Raw genomic sequence first — 13,264 nt, forward strand, 5'->3', positions numbered from 1 at the left:
TGCACCGTGGCGGCCATGACCTGACCGGCTACGAGGATGGCACCGAAAACCCGGTGGACGAAGACGCCGTGCAGGCAGCCATTGCGGCAGACGGCTCCAGTTTTGCAGCCTTTCAGCTGTGGAAGCATGACCTGGAATACTTCAAGTCGCTGCCGCAGGCGGACCAGGACAACATCATCGGCCGTCGCCTGAGCGACAACGAGGAGCTGGACGACGCGCCCGAATCAGCCCACGTCAAGCGGACCGCCCAGGAAAGCTTCGAACCTGAGGCGTTCATGGTGCGTCGCTCGGTGGCCTGGGCCGACCAACGCGGTGCTGGCCTGGCCTTCGTCGCCCTGGGCCACAGCTTCGACGCGTTCGAAGTGCAATTGCGGCGCATGAGCGGACTGGAAGACGGGATCATTGACGGCCTCTACCGCTTCAGCCGGCCATTGACCGGCGGCTATTACTGGTGCCCGCCGATCGCTGAGGCGGGTGCCGACCTGAGCCAGCTGCTGCAGGGCTGATCACTAAACATCCAGACACAGAAACACCTGCCAACGCAGGCCAGAGCGGCTAGCATTGAAAGTTTCCGGTTCATGACGGGGGCTTTCCCATGTACGCACGTCGTGATGTCCTACGCGCAGGTGCCGCCTTGGGTTTGCTTGCCGCGAGCCCTTGGTTGCACGCCGCTGCCCCGACCGGGCTGCTGACGCGCAAAGTCCCTTCCACCGGCGAGGCGCTGCCGGTGATTGGTGCCGGCACCTCCGGCAGTTTCGAAGTGGAAGCCGGCTCGGCTCAGTACCAGCAGCTGAAAACTGTCCTCAAGGCCTTTTTCGAGGGCGGCGGGCGGGTCATCGACACTTCACCTAACTACGGCGGCGCCGACCGTATTCTTGGCCAATTGCTGGAGGAGGGCGGCTGGCACCGGCAATGCTTCATTGCCACCAAGATCGCCGCCAACAGCCGCGCCGATGCGCAAGCGCAATGGGCTGGTAGCCTCGAAAGCCTGCGTACCGACAAGGTCGACCTGCTGCAGATCCACAACCTGCGCGACTGGCAGCGGCAACTGCCCTATGCCCAGGAACTGAAGCAGCAGGGCAAGACCCGCTACGTAGGCATCACCCATTACCTGAACAGTGGGCAGGACGAGGTCGCCAGCATCGTCCGCAGCCAGCCGCTGGACTTCATTCAAATCAACTACTCGGTCAACGCGCCCGAAGCCGCCCGCGAGTTGCTGCCGCTGTGCCAGGACAAGGGTATTGCGGTGCTGATCAACAGGGCCTTTGACGATGGCCGCCTGTTCGCCAAGGTAAAGGACCAGGCCTTGCCCGCCTGGGCTGCAGACGCGGGTATCGGCAGCTGGGCGCAGCTGTTTCTCAAGTTCGCCATCAGCCACCCGGCGGTGACCACGGTCATTCCTGCCACCAGCCGCCCCGACCGCCAGCTCGACCAGCTGAAGGCCGGCCATGAGCCGATGCTTACCCAGGCGCAGCAACAGGCGCTGATCAAGCTGTTTGCCTGACGCCATGCAGGCCTGGCGGCGGCGCCTGGACCAAGGGCTGAACATCCAGCCTGGCGAGGGGCCGGCGGTCGTCGCCGGCCTGCTGCTGTTCTACCTGCTGTTCACCGGCTATTTCATGCTGCGCCCGGTGCGCGAAACCATGGGTGTCGCCGGTGGCGTCGACAACCTGCAATGGCTGTTCACCGGCACCTTCATCGCCACCCTGGCGTGCCTGCCGCTGTTCGGGTGGCTGGCGTCCAGGGCGCAGCGCCGGCATATCCTGCCGTGGACTTACGGCTTCTTCGCCAGCAACCTTGTGCTGTTTGCCGTGCTGTTTGCCCGCGCGCCCGACGATGTGTGGGTCGCTCGGGCCTTCTATATCTGGTTGTCGGTGTTCAACCTGCTGACCATTTCGCTGGCCTGGAGCGTGCTCGCCGACCTGTTCTCCACTGTGCAAGGCAAGCGCCTGTTCGGCTTGCTGGCGGCCGGGGCCAGCCTTGGCGGGCTCAGTGGCCCGATCCTGGGCACGCTGCTGGTGGCGCCACTGGGGCATGCCGGGCTGCTGCTACTGGCGGCCGCCTTTTTGCTCGGCAGCATCGGCGCGACCCTGTACCTGCAGCGCTGGCGTGCCCGCCAGCCATTGCCAACGCAAGCCGGCCACCCGGACGCGCGGCCGCTGGGCGGCAACCCGTTTGCCGGTGCTACCGCCGTGCTGCGCTCGCCGTATCTGCTGGGCATCGCGTTGTTCGTGGTGTTGCTGGCCAGTGTCAGCACCTTCCTGTATTTCGAGCAGGCGCGCATCGTCAGCGAAACCTTCACTGACCGCACTCGACAGACGCAGGTGTTCGGCCTGATCGACAGCGTGGTCCAGGCCCTGGCCATCATCACCCAGGTATTTCTTACCGGCCGCCTGGCGCGGCGCCTGGGGGTTGGCATATTGCTGGTGGCGGTACCGCTGGTAATGGCGGCTGGCTTCTTGTGGCTGGCACTGGCACCCGTGTTCGGCGCATTCGTGGTGGTGATGGTGGTACGGCGCGCCGGTGAGTACGCGCTGGTGCGCCCAGGCCGCGAAATGCTCTTCACCGTGCTGCCCGCCGAGGACAAATACAAGGCCAAGAACTTCATCGACACTGTGGTCTACCGCGGCGGCGATGCCTTGAGCGGTTGGCTGAAGCGGGCGCTGGACGTGATGGCCGAACACCCGCAGCTGGCGATGCTGATCGGCACACTGATTGCGTTGTGCTGGGCGGCTACCGGGAGTTGGCTAGGGCGCCGACAGGCTTGCCTGGAACGCCCGCTGCGCGACTGACAAGCGCACCAAATATGGCGCCGCCGCTTATTTAACGCCGCCGGTCCGAACGCTTCGCAATAAACCGAATCCCTTCATATGCCGGAACTCCGAACAGGTGTACGGCGAAAAAGCCGTGCATTCCGAAGTCATATGAGGTTTGAGACCATGGCCAACAAAGAGAATAGCCGCACCGGCAATCAACAAGGCAGCCAGGGTGGTAGCAAGAACCCAGGCAATTTCGCCAATGACCGCGAGAAAGCTTCCGAAGCAGGGCGCAAAGGCGGCCAGCATTCCGGTGGCGGCCAAAGCAGCGATACCAGCCGCAAGGGCGGCCGTTCGTAAGTGAGGCTACGCAGTGCCAGGGCAACCTGGCACTGCGATTTTATTAAGCAGGAGCTCCTTATGCGACTGACTCCCCTGATCGCCCTGATGGGCGCCCTGACTTTGGTCGGCGGCTGCTTCGACCGCGACAACGACCACCCGGGCAAGGATTCCGATCCCAGCAAGCCTTCTCTGCAGATGCAGCAACCCACTGATAAACCCGCTCCCCAACCTGCGCCAGACCCTGAGCCGATGCCAGGCCAGAAAACCAGCCCATAACACGCGCATGAGGAACACGCCATGACGGTCACGACCTGCAAGACCGCCGTGAAGGGTAAGGCCTTGGCGACCGTGCCCAGCCTTCACGCTCGTTACCACGAACTGCTCGAAGGCCGCGACACGACCAGCGCCGCGTGGTTGAACGAACAGCTGGCGCACGCTCGGCGCCTGCCGGACGACCTGCCCGCTGATCCCGCCCAGTTGCAAGCCTGGAGTGCCCAGCATGCCGCTCAGGTGGCCGAAGCCTATGCGGCGTATCTGCAGCAGCGTCGACAAGGCGCGCCACGGCGCTATTTTGCCAACCGTGCCCAGGCCTTGTGGTTTCTCCAGCAAGTGGCGCCCACCAAGGCAGTAGACGGTGCATGGCTACATAGCACCTTGCGCCACTGGGGTGATCCGCGCTTCCACGGCCTGATCCGTACCTACCTGGAAGAACTGGGCAGCGGCGACCCGCGCTGTAACCACGTGCTGATCTATCAGCGGCTGATGAGCCGCATCGGCTGCCCGGGCCAAGCCGAACTTGAGGACGAACGCTACCTGCAGGGTGCTATACAGCTCGCGCTCGGGCAGCACGGCGACGCATTCCTTGCCGAGATGATCGGCTACAACCTCGGCTACGAGCAACCGCCGTTGCACCTGCTGATTACCACTTACGAGCTGGCCGAGCTGGGCATCGATGGGCAGTACTTCCAGCTGCATGTCACTATCGATAACGCTGCCAGCGGTCATGCCCACCTGTCCACCCAGGCAGTGCGCCAACTGTGCCCCGCCCACGATCAGCATGCCTTCTATGAGCGCGTCAGGCTCGGTTATCGCCTCAATGATCTGGGTGTCGATACGCCAAGCCTGATCAGCCGCTTCGACCTGGAGGCCGAGCTGCTGCGGGCGCTTGAGCACAAGCGCAATTTCGGCCAGTTCATGCATTCGGACCACTGCCGCCTGCAGCAGCGTACCGTCAACCAGTGGCTGGCCGAGCCGGGCGCCATGCCAGCGTTTCTGCAGGCGCTGCAGGCCCAGGGCTGGATCCGCCGCGGCGAACAGCCGGCCCAGAGCCGTTGGTGGACGTTGATCGAAGGGCCGTCGGCACCCATGTACGGCGTATTCAACGCTTACGAGAAACAGCTGTGGCACGACTGGATCGCGGCGGGCTGGCAAACCCGCGTCAGGCGCGTCATGCCGGGCAGCTGGGATGTTCCTGTGCAGCCGGAGGACGCACCTCTCGGCAGGTCGCAGGATGAAAATATCGATGCATTGATTGAGAAAATGGCCGGCAATCGCCATGCCGCACCGGAGGGTCTGATCGCGACCCGCGCGTATCTGCGCGCCACCGGCCTGATTCAGGAGCAACCCTGCTGATGATGCTCGACCCACAACATCTGGAAACCGACCGGGCATTACTGCAGCTAGGCAAGCGCCTACGTGCCGACGGCTACCGTTTCACCTGTGTCACGCCCGCTACCCACGCCCGCGTCAACAGCCGCCAGGGGGCTGAACAGGCCCGCACCTTGCGCGACGTGTTCGGCTGGAGCCGCCCGTTCTCGCCAGCCTTGCTGTCTGCTGATGAACTGGGCCAACTGCAGCGCGGCCATCTTGTCACCGAACACGGGCAACTGCTGCACAGTACCGTGCGCTGGTCGACCCTCGATGACCTGCTACTGGTGCACTCGGCATACCCCACCGACGCCAGCGATGCAGTGTTTTTCGGCCCGGACAGCTACCGCTTCGCCCAGGTCATCCATGACCACCTGCAACGCACCCCGCAGCGGGTCGAGCATGCGGTCGACATCGGCTGCGGCAGCGGCGTCGGTGCACTGCTGATTGCCCGGGCCGCGCAGCATGCTCAGGTCAGCGCTGTCGACATCAACCCGCTGGCGCTGCGCTACACCGCCATCAATGCAGCACTGGCCGGTGTCAGCAATGTTTCGGTCGAGCCCAGTGACCTGCTTGACGGCATTACCGGCACGTTCGATCTGATCGTGGCCAACCCACCCTATATGCTTGACCTGAGCGAGCGCACCTATCGGCATGGCGGTGGATCACTGGGCGCAGCGCTTTCGCTGCGCATCGTCGAGCAAGCCCGCGAACGGCTGAGCCCGGGCGGATCGCTGCTGCTGTACACCGGGGTCGCGATGGTCGAAGGGCGGGATGCCCTGTTGGAAGCGGTCCGCCTGCGGCTGGCAGGGCCTGAATGGTCGTGGGTATACCGGGAAATCGACCCGGATGTTTTCGGCGAGCAACTGGATGAGCGTGGCTACGAGCACGTGGAACGCATTGCGGCCGTGGCGCTTACCGTCACCCGTAACGGGTAATCCGACTATGGCCAGGTCGTGCACCTTCGGCATCGAAGAAGAGTACCTGTTGATCGACCTGGCCACTGGTCGGGTGCCGGTGACCCCGGCGCTGGGCGTGACCAAGCGTTGCCGCGATGCGCTAGGCAAGCATTTTGCCCAGGAGATGTTCCGCAGCCAGATCGAGGTGGCTTCCCCGGTGTTCGGCAACCTTGACCAGGCGCGGGAATTCTTCGCCCAGGGCCGCCAGCGCCTGGCCGCAGCCGTGGCCCAGGAAGGCATGGGCCTGTATGGCGCCGCGAGCCATCCGTTCGCCCAGTGGCACAGGCAGAAACCCGCCGCATCGGCGCATTATCGGCAATTGTTCGATGACTACCAGCACGTGGCGCGGCGCAGCTTGCTCAACGGCCTGCATGTGCATGTGGGCGTGCCGGCAGAATGCGACCGGATGCAGTTGATCAATCGGCTGGTACCCTGGCTGCCGCTGCTGCTGGTGTTGAGCACATCGTCACCGCTATGGACCGGCCAGCACACGGGCTACATGAGCTACCGCAGGGTGATTTGCGCTGAATGGCCGCACATGGGCTTGCCTGAGCCATTGCCCGACTGGCCCGCCTACGAAAGTTACCGGGCGTTGCTGCAGCGCACCGGTGTGCTGGCCGAGGACGGGGATTTCTGGTGGGCGATCCGCCCCTCGCGACGCTATCCGACCGTAGAACTGCGCATCTGTGATGCCTGCCCCGACCTGGAGGATGCGCTGTGCATCGCCGGGCTGTTTCGGCACCTGGTGGAGCACAACCTCGATCCTGGGCTCGACCGCGCGCCCCCGGCACGGGAGCTGCGCTGGGTAGCGCAGGAGAACTACTGGCGCGCCATGCGCCATGGTCGCCACGGCTCATTCATCGGCCAGCAGCAACAACAGGCGGTGTCTTCCCGGGGCTGGCTCGCCCAGTTGCACGAGGCTTTCCCGGTCGATACGGCAGATGCCGAGCGCTCCCTGCTGCATGCGCGCCGCCTGCTGGACGCTGGCACCAGCGCAGACCGGCAGCTGGCCTGTTTCGAACGTGCACGCGCAAACGGCGCCACAGCGCATCAGGCGCTGCGCAGGGTGGTTGAGCAGGTGGTGGAAGAGGGCGGTAAACAGCGCCCCCATGATACCGCGGCACTTGCAATCGCAGAGGGTTGAACGACAATGGCGGCGCCTTTGCCAGCCACCCGGACGTTCTGCACCATGATCCTTGCCCAGCAATTCCCTGATATTTCGTTGGCCGATACGCTTTTTGTCTTCGCCCTGGAGGCCGAAGCGGGCAGTGTGTTCGCGGGGATGAACACCGTGTTCACCGGCATCGGCAAGGTCAATGCCGCCATCGCCCTGACCAAGGCCATCGCTACGCGCCGGCCCAGGCTCATCATCAACCTCGGTTCCGCCGGCAGCCTGCGCCACGGCAAGGGCGAGGTGGTGTGTTGCACCCGATTCGTCCAGCGCGACATGGACGTGACGCCGTTGGGTTTCGCCCGCTACGAGACGCCGTTATCGGATATCCCCGTGCTGTTGGAGCATGGCGTGACAGTGCCGGGCTTGCCGCTGGAAACGTGCGGCAGCGGAGACAGTTTCGAGATCAACCATGGTGACGCGCCTTATGATGTGGTCGACATGGAGGCCTATGTGCTGGCGTTGATCGCACGTAGCGAAGGCATTCCGCTGGTCTGCCTGAAGTACATCTCCGATGACGCCGGCAGTGATGCGGCGGGCGATTGGGCGGTGCAGGTGCACCTGGCTGCCGAGGCCTTCAAACGGGTGCTGTTCAGCCAGGGCTGACCGCCGGTCGGTGTTTGCGCGGGCCGAAAAAACCATCGATGCCGGGACTACCTCGAAATGGAAGAACTGCCTTCGCGCTACACAGTCGCGAAGGCTTCTACCTGTTTTCCGCAGAGGACCCGCACCATGCCCAGCAAGCCCCAGGACCAGTTCAGCATGCAAAACCCGCTGACCCAGTATCCACACCCGCCATTCCCGGCCCAAGGCCAGGCTGCACCTGGCCTGGATGCCAACATGCAACCCAAACCCGATCACGGCGAGCACACCTATAAAGGCTTCGGTCGCCTCGCGGGGCGCAAGGCGCTGATCACCGGTGCCGACTCGGGCATCGGCCGGGCCGTGGCCATCGCATTTGCCCGCGAAGGGGCGGACATTGCCCTCAACTACCTGCCGATAGAACAGCCCGACGCCCGCGAAGTGATCAAGTTGATCGAAGCAGAGGGCCGCAAGGCGGTCGCCATTGCCGGCGACCTGAAGGACGAGCACTTCTGCAAGCAGCTGGTCGACCAGGCCCATGAGCAGCTGGGCGGCCTGGACATTCTGGTGAACGTCGCTGGCAAGCAGGAAGCCCGCAAGGACATCACCCAGATCAGCCACGAGCAGTTCGACCACACCCTGAAAACCAATGTCTATGCGCTGTTCTGGCTGTGCCAGGCCGCCATCCCGCTGATGCCCGCCGGGGCAACCATCATCAACACGGCCTCCATCCAGTCCTACCAGCCCTCGGCCACATTGCTCGACTATGCCACCACCAAGGCCGCGATCGTTGCCTTCACCAAGGCGCTGGCCAAGCAAGTGATCGAGCGCGGCATCCGTGTCAATGCCGTGGCACCCGGGCCGATCTGGACCGTGCTGCAGCCCAGCGGCGGCCAGCCAGCCGAGAAGATCCCGGACTTCGGCGGGCATACCCCGATGAAGCGCCCGGGCCAGCCAGCCGAATGCGCATCGGTGTATGTGCTGCTGGCCAGCCAGGAGTCCAGTTACATCACCGGTGAAATTTTCGGCGTGACCGGCGGCAACCCGCTGCCATAGGGCGCCAAGGTTAAACCTTCGCGGTCCCCAGCAGTCACTTGTGATATCGGCAGGCAATCGAGGAGCAGGTCCATGGCTAGGGCAATCTGGAAAGGCGCGATCAGTTTTGGCCTGGTACATATCCCGGTAGCGCTCAATACCGCAGTGCGCACCGAGCGCGTCGACTTTGACTGGCTCGACAAGCGCAGCATGGACCCGGTTGGCTACAAGCGGATAAACAAGGTCACCGGCAAGGACATCGACAAGGAAAACGTCGTCAAAGGGGTGGAGTACGAGAAGGGCCGCTATGTGGTGATCAGCGAGGAAGAAATCCGCAAGGCGCGGCCCGAGGCCACCCAGACCATCGATATCTTTTCCTTTGTCGATGCCGGTGATATCCCGCTGCAGCATTTTGATACGCCGTACTACCTGAGCCCGGACCGGCGTGGCGGCAAGGTGTACGCGTTGCTGCGCGAAACCTTGGCCAGCACCGGCAAGGTGGCCCTGGCCACGGTGGTGCTGCATACCCGCCAGCATCTGGCGTTGCTACGGCCGCTGGACGAGGCCCTGGTGATGATCACCCTGCGCTGGCCGGAAGAAGTGCGCGGGCTGGAAACCCTGGAGCTCGACAGCAGCGTCACCGATGTGAAGGTGGACAAGCGCGAACTGGACATGGCCAAGCGACTGGTCGAGGACATGTCCGGTGTCTGGAGCCCCGACGAGTATCATGATGCCTTCCGCCAGACCATTCTCGATCTGGTGGAAGAGAAGGCCAGCAAGGGCAAGATCGAGACGGTGGAGAAGGGCGAAGCTGCCGGTGCCGAGAAAAGCGCGGACATCATCGACCTTACCGAACTGCTCAAGCGCAGCCTGGGTGGCAAGGTCAGCGCACCGAGCAAGAAGAAGCCTGCTGCCGAGAAGAAGCCTGCCAAGCGTACGCGCAAGGCGTCATGACCCCTCGACCGGTGCAAAGCCCTCCAGGTTCGCCAGGTAATCACCAAAGCCCTCGCGCGCGCGGCTGTCGCGGCGGCTACTGGTGGCCACGCTGTGCCGGGCGGTCCAGCTGATCAGCACGCCCAGCGCCTCCAGGTCCCGGACCAGGTGCACATCCTCATGCGCCGGCAATGGCCGGAACCCGCCAATGCGCTGATAGGCCTGCGCGCTTACCCCAAGGTTCGCCCCATGGATATGCCGATGGCCCTCACGGGCTTCGTAGCGGCTCAGGTACAGCTGGCGCAACGCCGCCTTCTGCCACGGCTGCCAGCGCTGCACGTGCACGGTGCCGCACACCACATCCGTGCCGCAGTCCAGCTGGGACACCAGCCAGTGCGGCGGCACCTGGCTATCGGCATCGGTGCAGGCCAGCCAGCTGGCGCCGCGCTCGATCATCCAGGCCGCGCCGGCCCGCCGGGCTTTACCGACGTTACCCGCGTCAAGAGCCAGGGTGTGCACCGCATGGCGCCTGGCCACGGCCGCACTGCCATCGCTGCAGCGGTCCAGTACCACCAGTATTTCAACCTGATGCCCGGCCTGTTCAGCCTGGCGTGCCGCCGCCAGCACAGACTTGAGGCAGCGGCCAAGGCGGCGGGCTTCGTTATGCGCAGGGATAACCACGGCAATCATGGGCAGGTCTCGTCGAGGTCGACCACGCTGGGCTGGCTGGACCAGTACTCCAGCAGGAAGTCCGCCTCCTCATGGCGAAATACCGGGTACAGCGGCAGGTGCTTGGCCAGCATCCGGTGCACTTCGCGGCCGTCCTGCGGGCAACCCGCAATCGGGTGAGTCCAGTGGCATGCCAGCAGGCCGCCGTCGTAGGTCAGGCTGGCCGCCGACTGCTCGATAACCTGCAGCCAGTCGGTGGGGTCAAGGTAGTAGCCGATTTCGCTCAGCACGATCAGGTCAAACCGCCCACCCGGCCAGTCGCCGGGCAGCCGTGCCGCGTCCACCGAGGCGTGCCGGACGTCGGCCAGGCGCTCGCGGGTCAGGCCCACCGCAGTGGGGTCGATGTCCTGGCACAGCAGATCGGCGCAGCGGTCGGCGAGCAGGGCACTGAGCTCGCCATTGGCGCAGGCGGGTTCGAATACGCGCTGGTAGCACTGGCGCGGCAGGCTGGCCATGACCAGTTCACGCTTGCGCTTTTCGTACCAGCGGGTGCGGAACGCCCACGGGTCTTCGTTGCTGGCATACAGGTCAGCGAAATACTGCGCATCAAGGCTCATGACAACTCCGTTTAAAGAAACACCAGTTCAAAAGGTTGCAACAGGCAGTCACGCAGGTTCGTCGGCAGCACCGGCGGGTTAGTGCCATCCGGCTCCAGCTGGCTGGCGTGGGCGGCCAGGGCCTTGCGCTTGCGCGCCAGGCGGGTTTCATCCAGCTGCAGCCGGTGCGCACGGGGCCACGGCAGGCGCGGGTCGTCAGGCTGCGCCCAGTGCCACGCCCACACCGGCACCTCCGCCAGTTGCACCTGACGGGCGTGCGCGGCGTGCGCGGCAGCGCGGCCGACGGCCTCGTGGTCACAATGTCCATCCCCGCGCCAGGTTGCCATCAGCAAGTCATCGGGCCGCAGCAGCTGGGTCAGGTGGCTGACCAGAAACGCCTCTTCGCGAGGCAGATGGCCGTCCTTGAGGTTGAGTCGGCGCCAGTCCACCCGGCCCAGGTCAAGGTCCAGCTGCTGCAGGGCCAGGCGGCTTTCCTGCGGACGCTGCCGACGCAGGCGATGCTCGCTCCACTGGTTTGATCCGGGATGGCTGCCTTCACCGTCCGTGGCGGAGATCAGCAGCAAGTCGCCTTCGCGCCCCTGGAAATCGGCCAGCAAGCCGCCCGCCATGAGTATCTCGTCATCCGGATGTGGCGCGATCAGCACCAGGCGGCGCCCCGGCGGGCACAGCTGGCGCGCATCGAGCCAGGTGGCGCGGGCCAGGAGTGCCGCTTGCTGCCAGGCTGCCCACGGCGTGCCGCTGCTGGCTTGTATCAGGTTCTCGCTCATAGCTGCCACGCCCCGGCCGGCACTTGTGCCAGCTGCTGCCCCAGGACCGCCAGGTCACGCTCGGCGTGGCTCTGGCGCAGGAATACCGGCAGGTCGGCAATCAAGCGAGCAAAGTGGCTGCTACGGCAGAACGGGGTCGCGCCCAACGCCCGGCCGACATGGCTGATCACTTGCTCCACCGCCTGTTCGACCTGCGCACGGGTGCGCCGCACTTCGAAACTGGCGTCTGCCCCGGGCTGGCGGTCAATCCAGCCAGCGCATTCGCGCAGCGCCGCGCGGGCGCCGAACAGCGCGGCGTCCACAGCACCCAGGTGCGCATCGGCATGCACATCGGGCCGTGGGTTGCGGCAATGCTCGCGCAGGTAGTCCGCCAGGGCTTCTGCCGCACCGTACCAGCAGGCGGCAATGCCCGCGCCGCCGTGCCAGAAGCCGGGGCGCGACAGGTACTGGCCGGGTTTGCCGATGAGCGTGCCAGGGGTGTTGTTGAATTCGACTTCGACGCTGGCCGTGGTCGCCATGCCCACGGCTTGCCAGTGTTCGATGTTCAACTCCTGGCTGGGTTGCGACAGCTCGATCGCGACCAGCTGCGGTTGCTCCGCTTCGTCCCAGGCGGTGATCAAGGCCCTGTCGATCTGCAAGGCGCCGGAACACCATGCCTTGCGGCCGACCAGACGCACCTGGTCACCCTGCCGCGCGCTGATATGGGCACGTGCACCAGGCGGCTCGGCAGCCCATACACCCCAGATACCGTCTGCAGCATGATGAGCGGCAGCACATTCGGCGAGTATGGCCAGGGCGTCGGTGTGGCCTTCGTACAGCTTGGCCAGGGCCAGGTCGCAGCCGGCCACCCTGGCCAAGGTCTGCCAGCGGCGAAGTGTGTTGCCCTGACCCGGCAACGGCAGCAGGTCCAGGTGATCGGCTTGCAAGGCCTGGATAAGCTGGGGCAGTTGCGTGTCCAGGTTCAAAGGCTGCTGCCGTTCACCGAAGGTGCGCAACAGCCGGTCGAGGTTGGTCAGGTTGAAGTCCTGAACGATGCTCATCAGCGCGTCTCCCGGGTCATGTCCATTGGCTGTAACGCCATCATTCGAGGCCCATCTGCTTGCGCATGCGGGCGGTGACCGACTGCCGCACTTTACCCATGTCAGCCCATGGGTCTTCCACCTCCGCCAGGCGCTCGCGCAGGTTGGCGATGTTCCACTGGTTGGCGCCCTTGAGCTGTGTCAGCTCTTCGCGCCATATGGGTACCGAAACCGGCAAGCCCTCGCGAGCCCGAAGCGAGTAGGCGCAGGCAGTGGTGGCACCTTTGCCATTGCGCAGGTAGTCGATGAAGATACGGCCCACGCGGTTTTTGGGGCCGGATACGGCACTCAAGCGGTCCGGGAACAGCTTGGCCAGGTAATTGACAATGGCATGGCTGAAGTCCTTCACTTCGTCCCAGCCGGCCTTGCGGGTCAACGGCACCACCAGGTGGATACCTTTGCCGCCGCTGGTTTTCAGAAACACCTTCAGGCCCAGCTCATCAAGCAGGGTCAGGGTCAGCTGAGTGGCCTCGAGCATGGCTTTCCAGGGCAGCGCGGGGTCCGGGTCGAGGTCCAGGACGAAGCGGTCTGGCTTGTCGAAGTCTTTGTCAGTGCCATTCCAGGTGTGCAATTCGAGCATGTTCATCTGCACGGCGCCGAGCAGCGTGTCCGGGCGATTGATGACCATCGCCGCCTGACCCGCCTCGGCTTTTTCGTAGCTGAGCACATGCGCGATGTGCAGCTGGCCTGCGTTTTTCTGGAAGAAC

General features: G+C 64.6%; 15 protein-coding genes and 1 pseudogene. 11 read left to right on the forward strand and 5 right to left on the reverse strand.

The window, feature by feature from the left end:
- The 11 genes and pseudogenes from HP546_RS16335 to HP546_RS16385 form a co-directional block, all read left to right on the forward strand.
- A partial coding sequence (locus HP546_RS16335; RefSeq protein WP_172227390.1) for a Dyp-type peroxidase occupies positions 1-506 on the forward strand: 506 nt, incomplete at its 5' end.
- A gap of 89 nt (positions 507-595) precedes the next feature.
- Entirely contained in the window at positions 596-1,504 is a 909-nt protein-coding gene (locus tag HP546_RS16340) for an aldo/keto reductase (protein ID WP_172227392.1), read from the forward strand.
- 4 nt (positions 1,505-1,508) lie between these two features.
- Entirely contained in the window at positions 1,509-2,792 is a 1,284-nt protein-coding gene (locus tag HP546_RS16345; RefSeq protein ID WP_172227417.1) for an NTP/NDP exchange transporter, read from the forward strand.
- A 204-nt stretch (positions 2,793-2,996) separates the two neighbouring features.
- A pseudogene (locus tag HP546_RS16350) lies at positions 2,997-3,116 on the forward strand (KGG domain-containing protein); the annotation flags it as partial.
- 60 nt (positions 3,117-3,176) lie between these two features.
- Entirely contained in the window at positions 3,177-3,374 is a 198-nt protein-coding gene (locus HP546_RS16355; RefSeq protein WP_172227396.1) for a hypothetical protein, read from the forward strand.
- A gap of 21 nt (positions 3,375-3,395) precedes the next feature.
- Entirely contained in the window at positions 3,396-4,730 is a 1,335-nt protein-coding gene (locus tag HP546_RS16360; protein WP_172227398.1) for an iron-containing redox enzyme family protein, read from the forward strand.
- A complete protein-coding gene (locus HP546_RS16365) occupies positions 4,730-5,683 on the forward strand; it encodes a class I SAM-dependent methyltransferase (RefSeq protein ID WP_172227400.1) in 954 nt (317 codons plus the stop codon). Before HP546_RS16360 ends, HP546_RS16365 begins: the two co-directional genes overlap by 1 nt.
- A gap of 7 nt (positions 5,684-5,690) precedes the next feature.
- Complete coding sequence (locus HP546_RS16370; protein ID WP_172227402.1) at positions 5,691-6,848, forward strand: carboxylate-amine ligase; 1,158 nt, start codon at positions 5,691-5,693, stop codon at positions 6,846-6,848.
- Between the two features lie 45 nt (positions 6,849-6,893).
- Complete coding sequence (locus HP546_RS16375) at positions 6,894-7,481, forward strand: nucleosidase (protein WP_172227403.1); 588 nt, start codon at positions 6,894-6,896, stop codon at positions 7,479-7,481.
- 126 nt (positions 7,482-7,607) lie between these two features.
- Positions 7,608-8,513: an SDR family oxidoreductase gene (locus tag HP546_RS16380; RefSeq protein ID WP_172227405.1), complete on the forward strand. Its 906-nt coding sequence runs from the start codon at positions 7,608-7,610 to the stop codon at positions 8,511-8,513.
- 72 nt (positions 8,514-8,585) lie between these two features.
- Positions 8,586-9,446, forward strand: a complete 861-nt coding sequence (locus HP546_RS16385) for a Ku protein (protein WP_172227407.1) — start codon at positions 8,586-8,588, stop codon at positions 9,444-9,446.
- Here the strand turns inward: HP546_RS16385 and HP546_RS16390 are convergent.
- From HP546_RS16390 to ligD, 5 genes are all read right to left on the reverse strand, one after another.
- Positions 9,441-10,115 (reverse strand): glycosyltransferase family 2 protein, encoded by a 675-nt coding sequence (locus HP546_RS16390; protein ID WP_172227409.1) that lies wholly within the window; start codon positions 10,113-10,115, stop codon positions 9,441-9,443. The two genes, HP546_RS16385 and HP546_RS16390, sit on opposite strands and share 6 nt — an antisense overlap.
- A complete protein-coding gene (locus tag HP546_RS16395; RefSeq protein ID WP_172227411.1) occupies positions 10,112-10,711 on the reverse strand; it encodes a bifunctional 2-polyprenyl-6-hydroxyphenol methylase/3-demethylubiquinol 3-O-methyltransferase UbiG in 600 nt (199 codons plus the stop codon). Before HP546_RS16395 ends, HP546_RS16390 begins: the two co-directional genes overlap by 4 nt.
- A gap of 11 nt (positions 10,712-10,722) precedes the next feature.
- A complete protein-coding gene (locus HP546_RS16400; protein WP_172227413.1) occupies positions 10,723-11,478 on the reverse strand; it encodes a PIG-L deacetylase family protein in 756 nt (251 codons plus the stop codon).
- Complete coding sequence (locus HP546_RS16405; RefSeq protein ID WP_172227415.1) at positions 11,475-12,518, reverse strand: acyl-CoA dehydrogenase family protein; 1,044 nt, start codon at positions 12,516-12,518, stop codon at positions 11,475-11,477. The genes HP546_RS16400 and HP546_RS16405 overlap by 4 nt, the downstream gene beginning before the upstream one ends.
- Before the next feature lie 40 nt (positions 12,519-12,558).
- Positions 12,559-13,264: non-homologous end-joining DNA ligase (ligD, locus tag HP546_RS16410; protein WP_218584537.1), on the reverse strand; the 706-nt coding region annotated here is incomplete at its 5' end.

The sequence above is a fragment of the Pseudomonas sp. CM25 genome (genome assembly GCF_013179705.1).
Taxonomy (GTDB): domain Bacteria; phylum Pseudomonadota; class Gammaproteobacteria; order Pseudomonadales; family Pseudomonadaceae; genus Aquipseudomonas.

Coding starts and splice junctions, on each gene's coding strand:
- HP546_RS16340 (WP_172227392.1), top strand. CDS start 596: ATGTACGCACGTCGTGATGTCCTACGCGCAGGTGCCGCCTTGGGTTTG.
- HP546_RS16345 (WP_172227417.1), top strand. CDS start 1,509: ATGCAGGCCTGGCGGCGGCGCCTGGACCAAGGGCTGAACATCCAGCCT.
- HP546_RS16355 (WP_172227396.1), top strand. CDS start 3,177: ATGCGACTGACTCCCCTGATCGCCCTGATGGGCGCCCTGACTTTGGTC.
- HP546_RS16360 (WP_172227398.1), top strand. CDS start 3,396: ATGACGGTCACGACCTGCAAGACCGCCGTGAAGGGTAAGGCCTTGGCG.
- HP546_RS16365 (WP_172227400.1), top strand. CDS start 4,730: ATGATGCTCGACCCACAACATCTGGAAACCGACCGGGCATTACTGCAG.
- HP546_RS16370 (WP_172227402.1), top strand. CDS start 5,691: ATGGCCAGGTCGTGCACCTTCGGCATCGAAGAAGAGTACCTGTTGATC.
- HP546_RS16375 (WP_172227403.1), top strand. CDS start 6,894: ATGATCCTTGCCCAGCAATTCCCTGATATTTCGTTGGCCGATACGCTT.
- HP546_RS16380 (WP_172227405.1), top strand. CDS start 7,608: ATGCCCAGCAAGCCCCAGGACCAGTTCAGCATGCAAAACCCGCTGACC.
- HP546_RS16385 (WP_172227407.1), top strand. CDS start 8,586: ATGGCTAGGGCAATCTGGAAAGGCGCGATCAGTTTTGGCCTGGTACAT.
- HP546_RS16390 (WP_172227409.1), bottom strand. CDS start 10,115: ATGATTGCCGTGGTTATCCCTGCGCATAACGAAGCCCGCCGCCTTGGC.
- HP546_RS16395 (WP_172227411.1), bottom strand. CDS start 10,711: ATGAGCCTTGATGCGCAGTATTTCGCTGACCTGTATGCCAGCAACGAA.
- HP546_RS16400 (WP_172227413.1), bottom strand. CDS start 11,478: ATGAGCGAGAACCTGATACAAGCCAGCAGCGGCACGCCGTGGGCAGCC.
- HP546_RS16405 (WP_172227415.1), bottom strand. CDS start 12,518: ATGAGCATCGTTCAGGACTTCAACCTGACCAACCTCGACCGGCTGTTG.